This is a genomic window from Sphingomonas flavescens (genome assembly GCF_030866745.1).
GTDB classification, from domain to species: domain Bacteria; phylum Pseudomonadota; class Alphaproteobacteria; order Sphingomonadales; family Sphingomonadaceae; genus Sphingomicrobium; species Sphingomicrobium flavescens.
Window position 1 is genome coordinate 1,243,679 of the sequence record NZ_CP133016.1, and the last position, 19,003, is coordinate 1,262,681.

Sequence of the window (19,003 nt, forward strand, 5' to 3'; positions counted from 1 at the left end):
TGATCGCGGACAAGATGGATCCGCGCGCTGCGGCGGTGTTTCGTGACCGTGGCATTACGGTTGACGAAAAGCCCGGCCTGACGCCTGAAGAGCTCAGCGCCATCATCGGCGGCTATGATGGCGTCGCCGTGCGCAGCTCGACGAAGATCGGCGCCGCGGCAATGGATGCGGCCCTGCCGCGGCTGAAAGTGATCGGACGCGCCGGAATTGGCGTCGACACGATCGACGTGCCCGCTGCTTCGGCACGCGGCATCGTGGTGATGAACACGCCCTTCGGCAATTCTATCACGACGGCCGAGCATGCCATCGCGATGCTGTTCGCACTGGCCCGCGAAATTCCGCAGGCCGATCAGTCGACCCAGGCAGGCAAGTGGGAAAAGAACCGGTTCATGGGGGTCGAACTGGCCGGTAAGACGCTCGGCCTGATCGGCTGCGGCAATATCGGCTCGATTGTCGCCGACCGGGCGCATGGCCTCAAGATGAAGGTCGCCGCGTTCGATCCATTCTTGTCGCCGGAGCGGGCGGTGGAGCTCGGCGTCGACAAGGTCGAGCTCGACGAGCTGCTCGCGCGCGCCGACTTCATCACTTTGCACACGCCGCTAACCGATCAGACGAGGGGCATCCTTAGCCGGGATGCGCTGGCGAAGACCAAGCCGGGCGTGCGTATTGTCAATTGCGCACGCGGCGGCTTGATCGATGAAGCGGCGCTCAAGGAAGGCCTTGAAAGCGGCCACATCGCCGGCGCGGCGCTGGACGTGTTCGCGCAGGAGCCGGCGAAGGAGAACGCGCTGTTCGGGACGCCGGGCCTGATCTGCACGCCGCATCTCGGCGCGTCGACAACCGAAGCGCAGGTCAACGTCGCAATCCAGATCGCCGAGCAGATGAGCGACTTCCTGTTGCTTGGCGGCATTACCAACGCCGTGAACGTCCCATCGCTGTCGGCGGAAGAGGCGCCGCGCCTGAAGCCGTACATGGCGCTTGCCGAAAAGCTTGGGCGGTTGGTTGGGCAGATTGCCGGAACTTCGATCCGCTCGATCGACGTCGAGGTCGAAGGCGCCGCCGCCGCGCTCAACATCAAACCGGTCACCGGCGCCGTGTTAGCAGGGCTGATGCGGACCTGGTCGGACACCGTGAACATGGTGAACGCGCCTTATCTGGCCAAGGAACGCGGCATCGGCGTTCGGGAAATCCGCAATGAGGGCGAAGGCGACTACCATACGCTGGTCGCGGTGACCGTCGGCACGGATGACGGCCCGCGCCGGGTCGAGGGCACTTTGTTCGGCAATCGCGCGCCGCGTCTGGTCAAAATTTTCGATATTCCGGTGGAAGCAGAATTGACCGGCCAAATGATTTACATCGTGAACAACGACCAGCCGGGGTTCATCGGCGCACTCGGCACGCGACTGGGGGAAAATGGCCTGAATATCGCGACGTTCAACCTTGGCCGCCGCCAGGAGCGGGGCGAAGCTATCGCCTTGGTAGCAGTGGATGATCCGATTACGCCGGCAGTGGCGCAGCAGTTGCGCGATTTGCCGGGGGTACGCGAAGTGGTGCCGCTAAGCTTCTGACCAAAGAAAAAGGGCGCCCCGTTTCCGGGGCGCCCTTCGACCGGCCTTCTGCGTGCGGAAGGCTAGTCGATAACTTAGTTGGCGCTGTTGCCGTCGGCGTCCGCACCGTTGCGGACCGAGTCGGCCTTCACTTCGCCGGCGTTGCGAACGGCGTCCGCAGCGTTGTCGGCATTCGCCTGGATATTGTCCGAGGCGTTGTCGGCATTGGCTTCGATGTTGTCGGCAACATTTTCAGCATTCGCTTCGATGTTATCGGCAGTCGCTTCCTGCGGGCTCTTGTTGCACGCTGCGAGCGAGCCGAGGCCGAGGGCAATCGCCAGAACGGTGGTGGTCTTCATGATCTGCATTCCCCTATTGGTTTCGTTCGCATCCGCGTCGGGACGCGTCGCGGAACAGCTATACGCGTGGCGGCCGAATTCTGTTCCGTCAAGCTAACGATATGCGCGCGAATAGTCTCGCGTCTCGCTCGGCCTTCTCGAACCAGGCATTCAGAATCGATTCTCTCGGCCGTGGAAGATCCGCAGTACGCGGATTTCGGTACCCACGAGTTCGTACCTCAAAATGTAGCGTGCGAAGCGCAGTTCGCGGACTTCGCGTGGATCGAATTCGCTTAGCCTGGAACCCATCCTGTTGAAATGAAGCAATTTTTTGGGAGTCTCGTTTAGCGCTGCCTCAACCTCATCTGCCTTTGCGGTATCGTGGGCGGCGATGAAATCCACAAGACGGTCAACATCATGCAAGGCCTGAAGCGACCACCTGATGGTCACGCAGCGCGCTTCGCACTTCGAGCTTTCCGACGGGCCGCGAAATGCCTCTCAACTTCGTCCTGACTCAAAGATTCACCGCGATCCATGGCCTCGATCGCCTCCATCGTTAGTTCGTATCGCCGTTCTTCTTCGGCCAACCATTCAGCGACCGCCTCGCGAACGATCCAGCTCTTGCTGCGGTCAATCCGGTCCGCGACCTCGTCCAGCCTAGAAACGAGATCGTCCGGCAGCTTTGCGGTGACCACCCTTCCATCGTCCGCCATATTGATGTCCAATCTCAGGTATTCAAATACAATAATCTTCAATATGGACCAATATAGATCCATAAACAACGATTGTTGTCCGACCTGTTTCCATTGGGAATGTCGGCCAACCCATGTTTCTTATTGCAGAATAGAACGAAACAAGAACTACAAACATGTTCACTGTGGATGAATCCGTTACATCGAGGCATCCATCTACTTTGGTCCAAACTGGACCAAAGCCATTGAGCTTTCTAAGGCCGCGGCGTTTGCACAGCCGAGGAATCAAAAGTGGGAAACGTCACCGTCATTGGCGCCCAGTGGGGTGACGAAGGCAAAGGCAAGATCGTCGACTGGCTGGCCAGCCGCGCCGACGTCGTTGTCCGGTTTCAGGGTGGGCACAACGCGGGTCATACCCTCGTCGTCGGAGACCAGACTTATAAGCTATCGCTGCTCCCGTCGGGCATTGTGCGCGGCACACCGTCGGTCATCGGCAATGGCGTGGTACTCGATCCGTGGGCGCTGAAGGCTGAAATCGAGCGGATTGCTGCACAGGGTGTCGAAGTTACCCCGGACGTGCTGATGATCGCGGACAATTGCCCGCTGATCTTGCCGATCCACCGCGACCTCGATGCCCTTCGCGAAGATGCTTCGGGTGCGGGCAAGATCGGCACGACGCGCCGCGGCATCGGTCCGGCCTACGAAGACAAGGTTGGCCGCCGCGCCATCCGGGTATGCGACCTGGCCAAGCTGGATGACGTTGCGCCGCTGCTCGACCGTCTGTGCGCGCACCATGACGCGCTTCGCGCCGGTTTTAACGAACCGCCGATCGATCGTGAGCGCCTCCTCTCCGACCTGCGCGAAATCGCCGGCTTCGTGCTGCCCTATGCGCGGCCCGTCTGGCGCGATCTCGACCAGGCGCTGCAACAAGGCAGAAAGATGCTGTTTGAAGGGGCACAGGGCGTGCTGCTCGACGTGGACCACGGCACTTATCCGTTCGTCACTTCATCGAACACGGTTGCCGGCACGACTGGCTCCGGGGCGGGCATGGGCCCCCGCGCGGCGGGTTTCGTGCTGGGCATCGTCAAGGCTTACACCACGCGCGTTGGGTCAGGTCCCTTCCCGACCGAACAGGAAAATGAAGTCGGCCAGCGGCTCGGCGAACGCGGCCATGAATTTGGAACCGTCACCGGGCGCAGTCGGCGCTGCGGCTGGTTCGACGCGGTGCTTGTGCGTCAGGCAGCTGCGGTCAGCGGCGTGACGGGGATTGCGCTTACCAAGCTCGACGTGCTCGATGGCTTCGAGACGATCAGGATCTGCACGGGATATCGTCTTGACGGCGAAATCATCGATTACCTCCCAGCCCATGCCGCGGACCAGGCGCGGGTCGAGCCAGTCTACGAAGAAATTGAGGGCTGGCCCGGGTCGACGCAGGGCGCGCGAAGCTGGGCGGAACTTCCCGCACGTGCAATCAAATACGTCCGCCGCATCGAAGAACTGATTCGCTGCCCCGTGGCGCTGGTCAGCACCTCCCCGCAACGCGACGATACGATCCTCGTCCGCGACCCCTTCGCCGGTTAAGCGACGGAGATGTCAGGGGCGTCTTCGGCCTTCATGCCGATCACGTGATAGCCGCTGTCGACGTGATGTGTCTCGCCGGTGACACCGGACGAAAGGTCGCTCAACAGATATAGGCCAGCCCCGCCGACGTCCTCGATCGTGACGTTGCGGCGAAGGGGCGAATTATATTCATTCCACTTCATGATGTAGCGGAAGTCGCCGATGCCGCTGGCAGCGAGCGTCTTGATCGGTCCGGCCGAGATAGCGTTCACGCGAATGCCTTCGGGGCCGAGGTCCATCGCCAGATATTTGACGCTGGCTTCAAGGCCCGCCTTGGCGACGCCCATGACGTTGTAGTGCGGGATCACCTTCTCTGCGCCGTAATAGGTGAGCGTCAGCATCGACCCACCGTTGGTCATCAGCCGGCGCGCCCGCTGGGCAACCGCCACGAAGCTGTAGACCGAGATGTTCATGGTCATGAGGAAGTTGTCCATCGACGTATCGACGAACTTGCCGCGCAATTCGTTCTTGTCGGAATAGCCAATGGCGTGAACGACGAAATCGAGTGTTTCCCACCGCTCCTTGAGCGCGTCGAAAGTCCGGTCGAGCGCCTTCATGTCCGAAACGTCGCAGTCGACCAGCAAGTCGGAACCGAGTTCGGCGGCCAGCGGACGCACGCGCTTTTCCAGCGCGTCCCCTTGATAGGAGAAGGCCAGTTCCGCCCCCTGACTATGCAGCGCGCGTGCAATACCCCACGCCAGCGAACGGTCGTTCGCCAGCCCCATGATCAATCCGCGCTTGCCTTGCATCAGTCCGCTCAAAGTGCCGGCCCCTCCTTTTGCAGCGTCGGCTGGACGTCCTCGCCGGGCTGCGGTTCCTCAACCTCGAGCTCATCCGTATATGGCCCGTTGTAGACCTCGCCCTTTAGCGCGGTGGCGCCGCTTTCCGCCAGCGCCGCATTCAGTTCGGCGCCGATCACAACCCCAAGCCCCACGACGAAGAAGAAAATCAGCGCGATCATGACGCCCGCCAGGCTGCCGTAGGTCAGGCTGTAGCCCCCGAACAGGCCGATTACGTTCGGCAGGAGTTCGACCGTTGCCAGCCACCACAAGGTGATGAACAGCGCGCCCGGCCACTTGCGGCAATCCCGCTTGCGATAGCGGGCCGGGATCAGCGCGTAGAACAAGACGTAGAAGGTGAAGAAGAGGATGAACGCCGGCACGAGGCGATAAAGGCCCAGCGCGCTGGCGATGTCCTGCGCGAGCGGGAACCAGTGGATGATCAGCTGATGCGCCAGGGTTAGGGTCGCGCTCGCCGCGAAGGAGATCATCAGCAGAATGACCGCGCCCAGAATGACCAGCATCGATCCTAGCCGATACTCCCAGAACGGCGAGCAGAACTTCACGCCGTAGGCGCGGCGCAGGATGTCGCGGATCGTTTCGAGATAGCTGGTGGCGGTCCAAAGCCCGACAAGGGCGCCGAACCACAGAAGCGGACCGGTCCGCACGGTCAGCACCTCGTTGATCGGCTCTCGCAACGTACTCGCGACGTCCGGGGGCAGACGCCGAAGGACATTCATCACCGTCAGCTGCGCGTCCTGTCCCTGCCCCAGCAGATGGGCGACAGCCGCGGCTACGATGAAAAAGGGAAACAGCGCGACGATCGACAGATAGGCGAGGTTTCCCGCGTGGATGAAGCCGTCATTGTAGACGCCGACGGCCACCCGTTTCACGACTTCAATTGCAGTCGTCCGCGGCTTCAGCTTCTCCTCGACCTCGGTGCCGAAGGCGGCACGCATGCTTGCCAGGCGTTTGCGGCGTGCTTCGGGCGACTGAGGTGAAGCGTCTCTCATCCAGTTGCGCTAGACGCCGAGCCCTGCTCGCGGGTTGCCGCCCCCGGTCCAGTTCTCGGTGAACCGCTGTAATTCGGCGTCATTCGCCGGGATATCGACTACCACGGTCACCAATTGATCCCCGCGCCTACCGTCCTTGCCGGTGAACCCCCGGTCTTTGAGGCGCAGTACCTTGCCCGACGACGTTCCCTTGGGGATGGTGAGCATGACGGGTCCTTCGGGTGTCGGCACCTTCACCTTGGCGCCCTGCACAGCCTCACGAAGCGTGACAGGAAGTTCGAGGCGGATGTTCGCGCCGTCGCGCGTGTAAAAGCGGTGCGGAGCGATATCGATCGTCACGATCGCATCCCCGCGACCGCCGGGACCTTCCTGTCCCTTGCCCGCAAGGCGCATGCTTGTGCCGTCCTCAAGCCCCTTGGGCAGTTTGAGGTCGATCGTCTTGCCGTCACCGAGTGTGATGCGTTGCGGCTTCAGGGCAACGGCATCTTCGAACGGCACCTTCAGCCGATAGGCGATGTCCGCACCTTTCTGCGGCGCCTGCTGGCGCTGGCGGAAGCCGCCGAAGGGGCCGCCGCGCGCACGGCCGCCGGCGGTCCCACCGAACAGCCCCTCGAACAAATCGCCAAGGTCGGCGCCGTCACCACCGCCGAAGTTGAAGTTTTCAAAACCAGGGCCGCCGGGTTGCGGGCCACCCTGCGAATAGCCCCCGAAACCGCCGCCGCCGCCGAAACCGCCGCCCCCGAACGGCATCTTCGGATTGCCGTCCTCGTCGATCTCCCCACGATCGTAGCGGGCGCGCTTGTCCTTGTCGGACAGCAGATCATAAGCCTGGGTGACCTGGGCGAAGCGTTCAGCGGCCTTCGGATTATCCTGATTGCGGTCGGGATGAAGCTGCTTGGCGAGGCTGCGATAAGCCTTCTTGATCTCGGCTTCGCTAGCGCCCCGCTTCAATCCCAAGCGCTGATAGAGGTCGAGTGCCATAATCTTCCCATGCCGGAACAGTTTCGGCCTGACCAGATGGGTTGCCGCCGCGCCAAGGCCAAGCCTAAGGCGCAGACAAGATGACCGATCCCTTCGCCCTGTTCGACGATTGGTTCGCCGAGGCGCGCGCGGCAGAGCCTAACGATCCCGAGGCGATGGCGCTGGCGACCGCGGATGCGGATGGCCGGCCGAGTGTCCGGATGGTGCTGCTCAAGGGGCATGGGCCGGACGGCTTTGTCTTCTACACCAATGAGCAGAGCAACAAGGGGCGTGATCTCGCCGCGCGCGCCGAGGCGGCGCTGCTCTTCCACTGGAAGAGCCTGCGGCGTCAGGTGCGCATCAGTGGTCCGGTTAGTCGGGTCTCGCCGGAAGAGGCGGACGCTTATTTCGCATCGAGATCGCGCGACTCTCAACTCGGCGCCTGGGCGTCGGATCAATCGCGGCCGCTTGATCGACGCGAGACCTTCGAAGCGCGCGTGCAGGACATGACTCAAAGATTCGACGGCGAAGACGTGCCGCGACCGCCGCATTGGGGCGGCTTTCGTGTATCCCCCTTGCGGATCGAGTTCTGGCAGGATCGAGCTCACCGCCTGCATGAACGGCGGCTGTTCCTGGCCGACGCCGATGGCGGATGGACGGAAGGCCTGTTGTACCCGTGAGCAACCCCGCCATTACCCCTGCCGAGCGTTCGAAGCTGACGGCGCGCGCGGCGATGGCCAGCACGACCATGGCCGTCGTCCTGATCGTCCTCAAGACTTACGCCGCGCTGCAAACATCGTCGATGGCAATGCTCGGGTCGCTGGCCGACAGCAGCCTTGACCTTGTCGCGAGCCTGATCGTTCTGCTCGCGGTCCGCATCGCGGCGGCGCCCGCGGATCACGACCACCGGTTCGGGCATGGCAAGGCCGAAGCCCTCGCCGCCTTGGTGCAGGTGATCATCATCACCTTTTCGGCAGCGTTCATCGGTTTCCGAGCCGTTCAGCGGTTGCTCGCTGGCGCGGAGACGGCGCAGGCGGAATTGGGCATCGGTGTGTCCGTCATTGCCATCGTGCTGACCATCGCGCTGATCAGCTATCAGCGGCATGTGGTGAACCGAACGGGGTCACTCGCGATCGGTACCGATCGCTTGCATTATTCCTCCGACTTGCTGCTGAACGGATCGGTGATCATTGCCCTCGCGCTCGACCAGTTTCTTGGCTGGGTCGGGGCTGATGCGGTGTTCGGCATTCTGATTGCGCTGTGGCTTGCCTGGGGTGCCTGGAAAGCGTCGAGCCACGCGCTCGATCAGCTCATGGACCGCGAGTGGCCGGAGGAACGGCGGGCGAGCTTCCTCGCCGCCGCAAAGGAATATCCCGAACTTGCGGGGCTCCATGATTTTCGGACCCGCAGCAGCGGCACCCACCATTTCGCGCAATTCCACGTCTGGGTGCCGGCGGACTGGACCGTGCAGCATGCGCACGACCAGCTCGACCGCGTGGAAGAGGAATTGCAGAAGCGGTTTCCCGACACCGAAATCCTGATCCACGTCGATCCCGAAGGGCAGATCGACCGCGAGACGCTGTTGCCGCAAGCGATCACCGAGCAGGCGACGTGACCAGCCTGCCCTTCTTTCAGGTCGATGCGTTCGCCGACCGGCCGCTCACGGGAAATCCCGCGGCTGTCATGCCGCTCGACCGCTGGCTCGACGATGCGATGATGCAAGCGATCGCGGCCGAAAATAATCTGAGCGAGACGGCATTCACGGTGCCGAGCGATCGCGAGGACGTGGATTTCGAATTGCGCTGGTTCACGCCGGTCGCGGAAGTCGATTTGTGCGGGCACGCCACGATTGCCGCCGGGCATGTACTGATGACTGGTGATGATGTTCTGTTCTCGACGCGCGCCGGCACGCTTGCCGTAAGGCGGCGGGAGGGCTTCCTCGAACTGGATCTGCCGGCGGCGGATCTGACCGAGATCCACGAGCCTGAGCTCAACCGTGCCCTTGGCCTTCCTGACGGCCCGGCCTGGCTAGCCGCCGGCTGCAACGACGCGGCGATCATTGAAGTCGCGGACGAGGCGGCGGTCGTAGCGATGAACCCTGATTTTGCGGCCTTGAAGAAGCTGCCGCGGATGGCGGTGATCACGGCACGCGGCGATCACCACGACATCGTCGACCGCGTGTTCGTGCCATACCTGGGGATCGACGAAGACCCGGTCACCGGTTCGGCACATGCGGCGCTGGTGCCTTATTGGACCAAGCGGCTCGGCCGCGATCACTTCACCGCGCTCCAGGCGAGCAAACGCACCGGCGTGCTCCACTGCCGCCAGGAAGGTGACCGCGCCATCCTGGGCGGGACGTGCCACACGGTGATCGTCGGCCAGTTCCAGCTTTAGTCAGCGCTTGGGTTCTGAGCGCGCCAGAAGCGCGACCAGGTCTCCCTTCCAGAATTTTGCCCACGTGTGCGTGCCGTGGCCATGCGTCTGGGCCGACTCGGGAATTAGGCGAAATCGCACCGTTGGCATGCGCTTCAAGGCTTGCTGCGGGTAAGTGAAGTTGCGGGGATTGATGAAGTCGTCCGCCGAGTTGATCCACGTCATCGGAGCCTTGATCTGTTCCAGGCGCGGCCACGGATTGTAGTTTCGCGATGAATCTAGGGCGTAGATCAGGTCGTTGGCATCAAGGGCCTTGAGTGCCGCAGAAACCCGCTCCTCGGCAAACGCACCGGCCGCGATGCGCGTAGGATATTGCTGCTGATACAAAAGCGGGGCGGCACCCGCCACGAACAGCAGGTTTTGCGCGGCGCGTAGACCCATCATCGGTTGGGTGCTGTAATTTCCGCCTTGCCAGGAGGCGTCGGCTTTGATCCCGTTGATCGCAAGTTGCCGCCACATCCGGTTGAGCCCGGCGATCTCGATCGGCTCACAGGCCATGGGCATCAGTGCGCTGGCAAAGTTGGGGTAGGTCTCGGCCCAGACGAAGCTGTGCATGCAGCCCATCGACGTGCCCATGATCAGCCGGAGATGCGTTATGCCGAGGCCTTCCACCAGCATCCGCCGCTGCGCCGCGACCATGTCGTCATAGTCGTACTTTGGGAACTTCATCCGCAGGCCGTCAGAGGGTTTCGAGGACCCACCATGCCCAATGTTGTCGGGCAGGATGACGTAATAGCGACTGAGGTCGAGCGGCTGACCGGTGCCGTAGAGTTCGGCCGCGAATTGGGGTTGGAGGAACTGCTTGCCGGTGCCGCCGGTGCCGTGAAGCACCATGACGGCATTGTCGATCTGGCCGGCGGCATTGCGATGCGGCGTGCCGAGCGTGGAGACGTGCATGCGGAGCGTGGGGAGTGTTTCGCCCGTGCCGAACCGGAAATTTCTGAGCGTGATGTCCCGCTCGGTCGGCTCGGGAATGCGCGCCGGCATGGTCGCAACCTGCGCAGCGGCGGCAAGAAGCAAAGAAAGCATCGACTAACCTTTCAGCCTGGCCTCGAGAGCATCCAGCAACGGTAGCTGGCTTGGCAGCATCATGGCGCGTGCAGTGGCAAGCGTCATCCACCGTGCTTCCTCCGCTTCCGGGAAGCGCATGAGGCGACCTGTGCGCGGCGGCCATTCCATCTCGAAATCGATGGAGCGGATGGCGTCGGCATCGAGGTCACCCTCGACCGCGAATGCCTCGACGAGCTTGCCTGCCGACTGCCGAATGGTGGCCAGCGGGACGGGCACGCTTTCGAGCGCTACCCCCGTCTCCTCGGCGAACTCCCGCAACGCCGCTTCGACCGGGGTCTCCCCCGGTTCGATCTCGCCCTTCGGGATCATCCACGCGCCGGCATCCCTCCTGCGCCAGAACGGACCCCCGGGTTTGATCAGCAGCACTTCCGTCGCGCCCTGCCGCTCGCGGAAAAGCAGAATGCCCGCGCTACGCGGCGACGGCATCAAGCATTGCAGCGCTTGCCGTTTCGGCAATCCATCCACCACCGAGCAAACGCGTGCCGTCATAGAGGACGGCCGCCTGGCCCGGAGCGACTCCATATTCGGGCTGCGCGAAGCGGATCCGGTCCCTGTCACGGACAGCCGGGACGGGCGGCGCCAGGGAACGCACCTTTACGCTTACGTCTCGCTGATCCTCGGCGATCCAATTCCAGTGGGCGACACGCATCTCCGCGATCGCAAGAGCGCGCTTGGGCCCGACGACGATGCGCGCGGCCTCCGGCTCGATCCGGATCACGTAGAGCGGCTCCCGCTGACCGCCGATTTCTATTCCGCGCCGCTGGCCGACGGTGAAGTGAACCACGCCACGATGCCGGCCGAGAACCCGTCCCTCGAGATCGACGATGTCGCCCTGTTGCGCCGTTTCCGGCCGTAGCCGCTTGATCAGGCCGGCGTAGTCGCCGTCGGGTACGAAACAGATGTCCTGGCTGTCCGGCTTGGCCGCCACCTCGAGCCCAATGTCGGCAGCGATGCGGCGCACGTCGTCCTTGGGCAGGTCGCCAAGCGGGAAGCGCAGGAAATCGAGCTGTTCGCGCGTCGTGCCGTAAAGGAAATAGCTTTGGTCGCGGCGCGGATCGGCACCCTTGTGCATTTCGACCCGCCCGCCGTTCACCACGCGCCGAACGTAGTGCCCGGTGGCAAGACAATCGGCGCCCAGCTCTCGCGCGAAGGCGACGAGGTCGACGAATTTCACGCTCTGGTTGCAGCTGGCGCAGGGCACCGGCGTTCGGCCCTGCGCATATTCGTCGACGAAGCGGTCGATCACGCCATCGCGGAAGCGGCTTTCATAATCGAGAACGTAGTGAGGAATACCGAGCCGGTCTGCGACGGTCTTGGCGTCGTAAATGTCCTGGCCCGCGCAGCACGCGCCTGAGCGGCGGACGGCCTCGCCGTGATCGTACAGCTGGAGCGTGACGCCGATCACCTCCGCGCCCGTCTGCGCGGCCAGCGCCGCGGTCACGGAGCTGTCGACGCCGCCGGACATGGCGACGACGATACGGCAATCGCCCGCGGGGCGGCCCAGCTGGAAATCAACAATCATCGGAAGCTCTCGGCGGGTCTTTACCCGAATTTCACTCCTCGCCGCTAGACCGATGGGCAGGGTAGCAAAGCGAGGGGTTTTCATTGGCGCGTCACGACGGCGAACTTCACGCCGACGGCCACGAGCCGCTCAGTCTGTCCGAGACGCTCCTTCTGTTCGGCGATCATGCCGGCAGGACGGGGTGCTCGCGAGAGGCAATCGCCTGTTACCTTGCGAGTGGCGACGGCTGGCGTGAAGCGGCTAAGCTGCTCGACGGTGCGTTCGCCGATCACGGCACAGGGTTAAGGAGCCCGCAAAAGGATTGACCGGACCGTTAACCAGCCCGTTTCAGAATGTTTTCAACGGCTCCGGATTAAACAATGGCCAGTACCAATGATTAAGCAGGTGTGACCAAGAATGCTTGAGAACCAGAAGTTTCGTCCGGCCCAAGTCATCGGCCCGCTCGGCGAGCCGCTGACTCTCGATTCGTTGCCGCCGCCGTCGACCACCCGCTGGGTCGTTCGCCGTAAGGCCGAAGTCGTGGCCGCGGTCGCTGGTGGTTTGCTCAGCGTCGACGAAGCCTGCAAGCGCTATACCCTCAGCCTCGAGGAGTTCACCAGCTGGCAGCGTGCGGTCGACCGCAGCGGCATGCCGGGCCTCCGCGTGACCCGGATCAAGCAATATCGGGATCAGTACGAACGCCAGCAGCGTTACTAAACCGCTGTTTTCATTGCCGACTTGCCAGAAGTCGGCAACTGCCTCACCAAATTTCTGGACGAACCCTTCCGAATCCGGAACAATCGGGGCGCATCACGCGTCTGTGATGCCGGAACGGCGGCCCCAAGTGTTCGGGGTCAGCCGAAAATAACAGGAGGGAAGGCTGATGGGTATTATCATCTGGCTGATCGTCGGCGGTGTCTGCGGTTGGCTCGCCAGCTTGATTATGCGCACCGACGCTCAGCAGGGCGTCATTCTCAACATTGTTGTCGGCATCGTGGGCGCGGTTATCGCCGGCCTGCTGTTCGGCGTGAACATGAACGCCGGCATCACGATCGAAAGCTTCCTCTATGCGCTCATCGGCGCGGTGATCTTGCTTGCGATCGTCAACCTGATCCGCCGGGGCACCGTCCGCTAACGGACAGGCATCCGGTGAAATGAAGGGCCGTCCGGGATGACCGGGCGGCCCTTTTTCATTGGCTATTGAAGTTCGAACGTCATGTTGAGCGTGACTTGCAGCTTCTGCTCGCCCGGCTCGATCGACGTTTTCGCCATGTCCGCTCGCGCATACATCGGCATTGGCTGCACGATGGAATTACCGCCGCTCTCGCTCACGGCCACGAGACGGACCACCCGCATTCCCAGCGACCGGGCATAGGCCTGGGCGCGCTCGCGTCCGACGGCAATCGCTCTGGTCCGCGCTTCATCCAAGGCGCCTTCCGGCTTGTCGATCGTAAGGTTCGGGCCGCTGATCTGATTCGCCCCCTGCCCGACCAGCGCGTCGAGGATTTGCCCGGACGTCCGGATATCGCGGAAGCGGACGCTGACGTTATTCGACGCGCTATAGCCGGTCAGTTGCGGTGATTGGTTGTCGGGATAGCGATATTCCGGATTAAGGCTGACGTTGCTGGTCTGAATGTCGCGATCGGCGATCCCCGCCCGTTTGAGAGCGGCAACCACACGCTGCATCCGGCCGGCATTGTCCTGCAGCGCAGCGCTGGCGGTCGGCGCCTTGGTGACGACTCCCGCAGAAATGGTCGCCATGTCGGGCACCCGGCTGACCTCACCGGTCGCGGAAATGTCTAGCCTGGTGCCGGTGATGCTTTGGTTGATCATCGCCTGCTGCGCCGATGCGCTCACAGGGATAGCAGCGGCACCGATCATCAGTGCCGCCAGAAAAGCGGACTTCATGCTGGATTCCTTTCGGCTCGTTCCATGACGCCAACGATTAACGTGGCGCCATGGCTAGCCGCTGAACAGCCGTTGCTAGGCTCGTCGGCCGGCGACGATCCGATAAATGCCCAGCAGCAGGAAGGCGCCAACGATAGCCGCGAGGAAGCCCGCACCCTCGCCCGTATTGTACCATCCGACCGCGTGACCGATCCAGCCAGCAACCAGCGCACCGGCGACGCCGAGGAGGATTGTGATGATGCAGCCCCCGGGATCGCGTCCCGGCATCAGCATCTTGGCGATCGCGCCCGCGATCCCACCAATGACGATCCAGCCAATGATGCCGTAGCTTTCCATGGAATTTCGCCCTTTCGACGTTGATCTGAAGTTTGCTGCTGTTAACCGCAAACGCGCGCTCGCGTAATGAGTGCCACCGTTAGTCGAAAAGCGGTGGCGGGACGCAGGCATAGGGGGTCTGTTGCGCGGGGTGAGTTATTGGGCTAATACAGTCCAACTCCAGGGCAACACCAGATTCGCACGGGTATGGACATCATGAACAGGGAAACTTCGATCCACTCTTCCGACACGCTCGTGGTGGTGGATCGGTCGCGGCGGCGTCGGACGATCATCATTGCCGCGGCCATCGCCGCCGTCCTGATCATCGGTGCGATTGCTTTCTTCGTCTCCCGTGGACGCTCGGCGGAAGCCGCGAAGGAGGCCGCTGCAAGCCAGGGCCAGGTGCCCAGCGTGACCGTCGTCGTCCCGGGGCGCACCACGGTCGGGCGCACGATCACCGCTAGCGGTCCGCTGAGTGCCCGCCGCGATCAGCCGATCGGCATTGCCGGCGCGGGCGGCCGCGTCGTTAGCGTCAATGTGGATGCCGGCAGCTGGGTCCGCGCGGGGCAGGTGCTCGCGACCGTGGACCGCTCGGTTCAGGCGCAACAGGCGGCGCAGCTCGCCGCGCAGGTCGAGGCCGCACGGGCCAATGCCGTGCTGGCGCAGAACAACTACGAACGCGCCGTTGCCCTTCAGGGCCGCGGCTTCGTTTCCAAGGCGGAAATCGATTCCAAGCGTGCGGCGCGCGATGCGGCGAACGCCCAGGTTCGCGTCGCCCAGGCGCAGCTTGGCGCCACGCGCGCCCAGATCGGCCAGCTGAACGTCGTTGCGCCCGCTTCCGGGCTGATCCTCTCGCGCAATGTTGAGGTCGGACAAATCGTCAGCCCGGGGTCGGGCGCGCTCTTCCACCTTGCCGAAGGCGGGCAGATGGAAATGCGCGCACAGCTGTCGCAACAGGACCTCGCTTCGATCCACACCGGCATGCCGGCGCAGGTTACGCCTGTCGGTGCCGACCGCAGCTTCACCGGCAACGTCTGGCAGGTCGCGCCGATGATCGACGCGCAGACCCGCCTTGGGGATGTCCGCATCGCGGTTCCCTATGATCCGATCATGCGTCCGGGTGGGTTCGCCGAAGCGCGCATTACCGCGGGCACGACCGATGCTCCGATGCTGCCGCAAAGCGCGGTGCTGAGCGATGACAAGGGCAATTACGTCTACATCATCAACGCCAAGAAAGAGGTCGAGCGGCGCGACATCAAGATCGGCGCAGTCAGCGACAATGGCGTGACGATCACCGCTGGGCTCAGCGGAAACGAACAGGTCGTGCTCTCGGCCGGTCCGTTCCTGAACCCGGGCCAGAAGGTCAATCCGCAGCGGCAAGCTGCGCGCTGACGGCGCGGAGCGACAAGGAAAGCTTTAGGCCATGAATTTCCGGAACATTTCGTCCTGGTGCATTCGCAACCCGGTCGGTCCCATCGTGCTGTTCGTCGGCCTGATGCTGGCGGGACTGATCGCCTTCGCCCGGATGCAGGTGAACAACGCACCGGACATCGACTTTCCTGCCGCAGTGGTCTCGGTCTCTCAGCCGGGCGCCGCGCCGGGTGAGCTTGAAACGCAAGTCACGCAGCGCGTCGAATCCGCCATTCGCGGCATCTCTGGTGTCGAGGAGTTGAGCAGCACCATCCGAGAGGGCAACAGCACGACCTTCGTGCAGTTCGAGCTCGGCACGCCGACTGACCGCGCCGTCAACGACGTCCGCAACGTCATTGCGCAGATCCGCAGCAACCTGCCCGACGGCATCCTGGAGCCGCAGGTGCAGCGCGTCGACGCTGAGGACGAACCCTTCACCTATGTCGGCGCGCAAACCACTGACATGACGCTGGAACAGCTCAGCTGGTACATCGACAATACCGTCGCCAAGCGTGTGCTGGGCCTTGAGGGCGTCGCGGCGGTGACGCGCATCGGCGGCGTCGACCGCAATATCCGGGTCGTCCTCGATCCGGCTGCGCTGCAGTCGCAGGGCATCACGGCCGCGCAGGTCAACGCCCAGCTTCGACAGAACAATTTGAACGGCGCTGGCGGCCGCGCCGAGGTGGCCGGTTCCGAGCAATCGGTTCGCGTCATCGGCAATGCCCCCGATGCCTATCAGCTTGGGCAGACGCAGATTTCCCTGCCTGGCGGGCGGTTCGTGAAGCTGGCCGACCTTGGCGAGGTCAAGGACAGCAACAGCGAGCAGCGCTCGATCGCCAAGATGAACGGCCGCCAGGTCGTCACCTTCATGATCCAGCGCGCCAAGGGCTCGTCGGAGGTCACCGCCTACGATGCGTCGTGGAAGGAGCTGAAAAAGCTCGAGAAGGAAAACCCGAAGGTCCACTTCTCCGAGGTCTTCAACACCGTCGACTATACCAAGGCGCAGTACGAATCGGCGATGGAAGGCCTGATCGAGGGCGCCGTCCTGGCGGTTCTCGTCGTGCTCATCTTCCTCCGCGACATCCGCGCCACGGCCATCTCCGCGCTCGCCATCCCGCTCTCGGCGATCCCGGCCTTCTGGTTCATGAGCATGATGGGCATCACCATGAACTTCATGTCGACCATGGCGATGGGCTTGGTCGCGGGCGTTCTGGTCGACGACGCGATCGTCGAGATCGAGAACATCGTGCGGCACATGCGCATGGGCAAATCGGCCTATCAGGCGTCGCTCGACGCCGCGGACGAGATCGGCCTTGCCGTGCTGGCGACCACCATGGCGATCGTGGCGGTCTTCTTTCCCGTCGCGCTCATGCCCGGTATTGCCGGCCAGTACTTCAAGGCGTTCGGCTTCACCGTCGTGCTCTCCGTGCTGATGAGCCTGTTCGTCGCCCGCATGATCACGCCGCTGATCGCGGCCTACTTCCTTCGCTCGCACGGCGCCCAGCCGCACGCGGCGTGGAAGTGGATGGATTATTACCTGAAGATCCTGAACTGGAGCCTCGACACGTCTAAGGCGAAGGCCTTGTTGAGCCCGCTGCCGAAGCCCGCGCGCAATGCCGGCTACTGGGCGCTGACCGTGCTCTTCGCGCTGCCGGTCGTCGCCGCATTCGTGATTGTCATCGGTATGGTCATGGCCGCGCTGGGCAAGCTCGGTTGGACCGGCGGCGCTATCAATTTCTCGCTGGGCGTCCTCGTCGGCGCGGCCGCCGCCTACGGCGTGATCAAGTTCATCGCCTTCCTCATCCGGCTTCTGGCTCCGGAAGGGTTCGGGCGCTGGCACAGCCTCGTTTCCGCCCGGCTCCACGCGCGGATGCACGATCACCGGTTGGCGATGGTCGCCGCAGGCTTCGGCACGCTGTTGCTGAGCATTGTTCTGTTCGGAACGCTGTCGATGTCGTTCTTCCCGCCGCAGAATTCGGACTACTCGCGCCTCAACGTGACGCTACCGCCAGGCAGCACGCTGAAGCAGACCGAAGCGGCGACCGACAAGCTGGCGGCGATCGTATCGCAGGATCCGACCGTCGAGCGCGTATTCGAGCGCGTCAACGTCGGCAGCGGACGCGTGAACATCGTCCTCAAGAAGGACCGCGACGTCACCAGCACGGAATTTGAACGCAACCTGTCGCCGAAGATGTCGGCCTTTCCCGACGCCCGCGCGAGCTTCATGAGTCAGAACGGTGGCGGCCCCGATGCCGACCAGCGCGACATCATGCTCTATCTGGGCGGCGACGACCCGGTCCAGCTGACCGCGGTCGCGCAAAAGATAGCCAAGGAAATGGAGGGCGTTCCGGGTCTCCGCGCGCCGCGCGTCGGCAGCCAGCTGGCGCAGCCGGAAATCACCATCAAGCCGCGCTTCGATCTGGCGGCAGACCTTGGCGTAACGACTGCGGCGCTCAGCCAAACGATACGCATCGCGACGCTTGGGGACATCGAGCAGAACAGCGCGAAGTTCTCGCTGTCGGACCGCCAGGTACCGATCCAGGTCTCGCTGTCGGAAAACGCGCGCCGTGATCTCTCGACGCTCGAGAACCTGCCGGTGCCGACGTCAGGGGGCGGCTCGGTCCCGCTGAAGTCGGTCGCGGAGATCGGCTTCGGGTCGGGTCCGACGACGATCATGCGGTCGAACCAGCTACGCCGCCTCGCGATCGGCGCCGACCTCGCGCCGGGCGTGGTCGAGGGCGATGTGATGGCGAAGGTCAATCAGCTGCCTTCCGTGAAGAACCTGCCGCAGGGCGTGCAAAAGATGAACCTCGGCAACCAGAAGTGGCAGTCGGAGCTGCTGTTCAACTTCGCCGTGGCCCTCGCCTCGGGCGTGCTGCTGGTCTTCGCGGTGCTGGTGCTGCTGTATCGCCGGTTCCTGTCGCCGTTCGTGAACATGGGCTCGCTACTGCTCGCTCCGCTCGGCGCTGCGGTAGCGTTGCACATAGCGGACCAGCCAATTTCCCTGTTCGTGCTCATCGGCATCCTGATGCTGTTCGGAATCGTCGCCAAGAACTCGATCCTCCTGGTCGATTTCGCCGTCGAGATGATGAACCACGGGATGCCCAAGGACGCGGCGATCCACGAAGCTGGCCACAAGCGCGCGCAGCCGATCGTCATGACGACCGTCGCGATGGTCGCGGGCATGCTGCCAACGGCAATGTCCCTCAGCGGCGACAACAGCTGGCGCGCACCGATGGGCATCACCGTGATCGGTGGCCTGATCTTCTCGACGTTGCTGACGCTGCTGCTGGTCCCGGCCTATTTCTCGATCGCGATCTCGCTCGAGAGCAGGATCGGACGCCTGTTCCACAAGCTGGTCGGCAGCGAGGCGCACGCAACCGGTACGCCAGTTCCTGCGGAATGAACTGCCGGGA

21 protein-coding genes are annotated in these 19,003 nt (G+C 63.3%); 9 read left to right on the forward strand and 12 right to left on the reverse strand.

Annotated features, from left to right (window positions below):
- Positions 1-14: 14 nt before the first annotated feature.
- The gene (serA, locus tag QU596_RS06355) at positions 15-1,568 is read left to right on the forward strand and encodes a phosphoglycerate dehydrogenase (RefSeq protein WP_420030963.1); all 1,554 of its coding nucleotides are present in this window, start codon (positions 15-17) and stop codon (positions 1,566-1,568) included.
- A gap of 74 nt (positions 1,569-1,642) precedes the next feature.
- On the opposite strand, the gene QU596_RS06360 is transcribed toward serA, so the two are convergent.
- The 3 genes from QU596_RS06360 to QU596_RS06370 all read right to left on the reverse strand — a co-directional run bounded on the left by QU596_RS06360 (position 1,643) and on the right by QU596_RS06370 (position 2,640).
- Complete coding sequence (locus tag QU596_RS06360) at positions 1,643-1,906, reverse strand: hypothetical protein (RefSeq protein WP_308517822.1); 264 nt, start codon at positions 1,904-1,906, stop codon at positions 1,643-1,645.
- A 150-nt stretch (positions 1,907-2,056) separates the two neighbouring features.
- The gene (locus QU596_RS06365; RefSeq protein ID WP_308517823.1) at positions 2,057-2,335 is read right to left on the reverse strand and encodes a type II toxin-antitoxin system RelE/ParE family toxin; all 279 of its coding nucleotides are present in this window, start codon (positions 2,333-2,335) and stop codon (positions 2,057-2,059) included.
- Positions 2,332-2,640 carry a CopG family ribbon-helix-helix protein gene (locus tag QU596_RS06370; RefSeq protein ID WP_308517824.1) on the reverse strand — a complete coding sequence of 103 codons (309 nt, stop codon included), beginning with the start codon at positions 2,638-2,640 and terminating at the stop codon, positions 2,332-2,334. Before QU596_RS06370 ends, QU596_RS06365 begins: the two co-directional genes overlap by 4 nt.
- Before the next feature lie 228 nt (positions 2,641-2,868).
- Here QU596_RS06370 and QU596_RS06375 point away from each other — a divergent pair, with 228 nt between their 5' ends.
- Positions 2,869-4,158, forward strand: a complete 1,290-nt coding sequence (locus QU596_RS06375) for an adenylosuccinate synthase (RefSeq protein WP_308517825.1) — start codon at positions 2,869-2,871, stop codon at positions 4,156-4,158.
- Here the strand turns inward: QU596_RS06375 and fabI are convergent.
- The 3 genes from fabI to QU596_RS06390 all read right to left on the reverse strand — a co-directional run bounded on the left by fabI (position 4,155) and on the right by QU596_RS06390 (position 6,970).
- A complete protein-coding gene (gene fabI, locus QU596_RS06380; protein ID WP_308517826.1) occupies positions 4,155-4,958 on the reverse strand; it encodes an enoyl-ACP reductase FabI in 804 nt (267 codons plus the stop codon). The two genes, QU596_RS06375 and fabI, sit on opposite strands and share 4 nt — an antisense overlap.
- A complete protein-coding gene (locus QU596_RS06385; protein ID WP_308517827.1) occupies positions 4,955-5,935 on the reverse strand; it encodes a YihY/virulence factor BrkB family protein in 981 nt (326 codons plus the stop codon). Before QU596_RS06385 ends, fabI begins: the two co-directional genes overlap by 4 nt.
- 63 nt (positions 5,936-5,998) lie before the next feature.
- On the reverse strand, positions 5,999-6,970 hold the full coding sequence (locus QU596_RS06390) for a DnaJ C-terminal domain-containing protein (protein WP_308517828.1): 972 nt from the start codon (positions 6,968-6,970) through the stop codon (positions 5,999-6,001).
- Positions 6,971-7,050: 80 nt separating this feature from the next.
- Between QU596_RS06390 and pdxH the strand changes: the two genes are divergently transcribed.
- The 3 genes from pdxH to QU596_RS06405 are packed head-to-tail and all read left to right on the forward strand — an operon-like array spanning position 7,051 to position 9,343.
- Positions 7,051-7,629 (forward strand): pyridoxamine 5'-phosphate oxidase, encoded by a 579-nt coding sequence (gene pdxH, locus QU596_RS06395; protein WP_308517829.1) that lies wholly within the window; start codon positions 7,051-7,053, stop codon positions 7,627-7,629.
- Between the two features lie 11 nt (positions 7,630-7,640).
- A complete protein-coding gene (locus QU596_RS06400; protein ID WP_420030964.1) occupies positions 7,641-8,564 on the forward strand; it encodes a cation diffusion facilitator family transporter in 924 nt (307 codons plus the stop codon).
- Positions 8,561-9,343, forward strand: a complete 783-nt coding sequence (locus QU596_RS06405) for a PhzF family phenazine biosynthesis protein (protein ID WP_308517830.1) — start codon at positions 8,561-8,563, stop codon at positions 9,341-9,343. The genes QU596_RS06400 and QU596_RS06405 overlap by 4 nt, the downstream gene beginning before the upstream one ends.
- Here QU596_RS06405 and QU596_RS06410 read toward each other — a convergent pair whose 3' ends face one another.
- The 4 genes from QU596_RS06410 to QU596_RS06425 form a co-directional block, all read right to left on the reverse strand.
- Entirely contained in the window at positions 9,344-10,411 is a 1,068-nt protein-coding gene (locus QU596_RS06410) for an alpha/beta fold hydrolase (protein WP_308517831.1), read from the reverse strand.
- A gap of 3 nt (positions 10,412-10,414) precedes the next feature.
- Positions 10,415-10,879, reverse strand: a complete 465-nt coding sequence (locus QU596_RS06415) for an NUDIX hydrolase (RefSeq protein WP_308517832.1) — start codon at positions 10,877-10,879, stop codon at positions 10,415-10,417.
- Complete coding sequence (mnmA, locus tag QU596_RS06420; RefSeq protein ID WP_308517833.1) at positions 10,863-11,975, reverse strand: tRNA 2-thiouridine(34) synthase MnmA; 1,113 nt, start codon at positions 11,973-11,975, stop codon at positions 10,863-10,865. The genes QU596_RS06415 and mnmA overlap by 17 nt, the downstream gene beginning before the upstream one ends.
- A gap of 80 nt (positions 11,976-12,055) precedes the next feature.
- A complete protein-coding gene (locus QU596_RS06425; protein WP_308517834.1) occupies positions 12,056-12,247 on the reverse strand; it encodes a hypothetical protein in 192 nt (63 codons plus the stop codon).
- 124 nt (positions 12,248-12,371) lie between these two features.
- Between QU596_RS06425 and sciP the strand changes: the two genes are divergently transcribed.
- Together sciP and QU596_RS06435 are read left to right on the forward strand one after the other, a co-directional pair.
- Positions 12,372-12,671, forward strand: a complete 300-nt coding sequence (sciP, locus tag QU596_RS06430; protein ID WP_308517835.1) for a CtrA inhibitor SciP — start codon at positions 12,372-12,374, stop codon at positions 12,669-12,671.
- Between the two features lie 166 nt (positions 12,672-12,837).
- Positions 12,838-13,089: a GlsB/YeaQ/YmgE family stress response membrane protein gene (locus tag QU596_RS06435; protein WP_308517836.1), complete on the forward strand. Its 252-nt coding sequence runs from the start codon at positions 12,838-12,840 to the stop codon at positions 13,087-13,089.
- A gap of 62 nt (positions 13,090-13,151) precedes the next feature.
- Here QU596_RS06435 and QU596_RS06440 read toward each other — a convergent pair whose 3' ends face one another.
- Together QU596_RS06440 and QU596_RS06445 are read right to left on the reverse strand one after the other, a co-directional pair.
- Positions 13,152-13,862: an SIMPL domain-containing protein gene (locus QU596_RS06440; RefSeq protein ID WP_308517837.1), complete on the reverse strand. Its 711-nt coding sequence runs from the start codon at positions 13,860-13,862 to the stop codon at positions 13,152-13,154.
- A gap of 75 nt (positions 13,863-13,937) precedes the next feature.
- Positions 13,938-14,198: a GlsB/YeaQ/YmgE family stress response membrane protein gene (locus QU596_RS06445; protein WP_308517838.1), complete on the reverse strand. Its 261-nt coding sequence runs from the start codon at positions 14,196-14,198 to the stop codon at positions 13,938-13,940.
- 195 nt (positions 14,199-14,393) lie between these two features.
- On the opposite strand from QU596_RS06445, the gene QU596_RS06450 reads away from it, so the two are divergent.
- Both QU596_RS06450 and QU596_RS06455 read left to right on the forward strand, forming a co-directional pair.
- Positions 14,394-15,569, forward strand: coding sequence for an efflux RND transporter periplasmic adaptor subunit (locus QU596_RS06450; RefSeq protein WP_308517839.1), 1,176 nt, complete (start codon positions 14,394-14,396; stop codon positions 15,567-15,569).
- A 31-nt stretch (positions 15,570-15,600) separates the two neighbouring features.
- A complete protein-coding gene (locus tag QU596_RS06455) occupies positions 15,601-18,993 on the forward strand; it encodes an efflux RND transporter permease subunit (protein WP_308517840.1) in 3,393 nt (1,130 codons plus the stop codon).
- The last annotated feature ends 10 nt before the right edge of the window (positions 18,994-19,003 follow it).

Bases quoted from the DNA above. Each gene is read 5' to 3' on its own strand.
- QU596_RS06435 (WP_308517836.1), top strand. From the start codon at position 12,838: ATGGGTATTATCATCTGGCTGATCGTCGGCGGTGTCTGCGGTTGGCTC.
- QU596_RS06415 (WP_308517832.1), bottom strand. From the start codon at position 10,879: ATGCCGTCGCCGCGTAGCGCGGGCATTCTGCTTTTCCGCGAGCGGCAG.
- sciP (WP_308517835.1), top strand. From the start codon at position 12,372: ATGCTTGAGAACCAGAAGTTTCGTCCGGCCCAAGTCATCGGCCCGCTC.
- serA (WP_420030963.1), top strand. From the start codon at position 15: ATGGATCCGCGCGCTGCGGCGGTGTTTCGTGACCGTGGCATTACGGTT.
- mnmA (WP_308517833.1), bottom strand. From the start codon at position 11,975: ATGATTGTTGATTTCCAGCTGGGCCGCCCCGCGGGCGATTGCCGTATC.
- QU596_RS06440 (WP_308517837.1), bottom strand. From the start codon at position 13,862: ATGAAGTCCGCTTTTCTGGCGGCACTGATGATCGGTGCCGCTGCTATC.
- QU596_RS06390 (WP_308517828.1), bottom strand. From the start codon at position 6,970: ATGGCACTCGACCTCTATCAGCGCTTGGGATTGAAGCGGGGCGCTAGC.
- QU596_RS06450 (WP_308517839.1), top strand. From the start codon at position 14,394: ATGAACAGGGAAACTTCGATCCACTCTTCCGACACGCTCGTGGTGGTG.
- QU596_RS06445 (WP_308517838.1), bottom strand. From the start codon at position 14,198: ATGGAAAGCTACGGCATCATTGGCTGGATCGTCATTGGTGGGATCGCG.
- QU596_RS06385 (WP_308517827.1), bottom strand. From the start codon at position 5,935: ATGCGTGCCGCCTTCGGCACCGAGGTCGAGGAGAAGCTGAAGCCGCGG.
- QU596_RS06360 (WP_308517822.1), bottom strand. From the start codon at position 1,906: ATGAAGACCACCACCGTTCTGGCGATTGCCCTCGGCCTCGGCTCGCTC.
- QU596_RS06455 (WP_308517840.1), top strand. From the start codon at position 15,601: ATGAATTTCCGGAACATTTCGTCCTGGTGCATTCGCAACCCGGTCGGT.
- QU596_RS06410 (WP_308517831.1), bottom strand. From the start codon at position 10,411: ATGCTTTCTTTGCTTCTTGCCGCCGCTGCGCAGGTTGCGACCATGCCG.
- pdxH (WP_308517829.1), top strand. From the start codon at position 7,051: ATGACCGATCCCTTCGCCCTGTTCGACGATTGGTTCGCCGAGGCGCGC.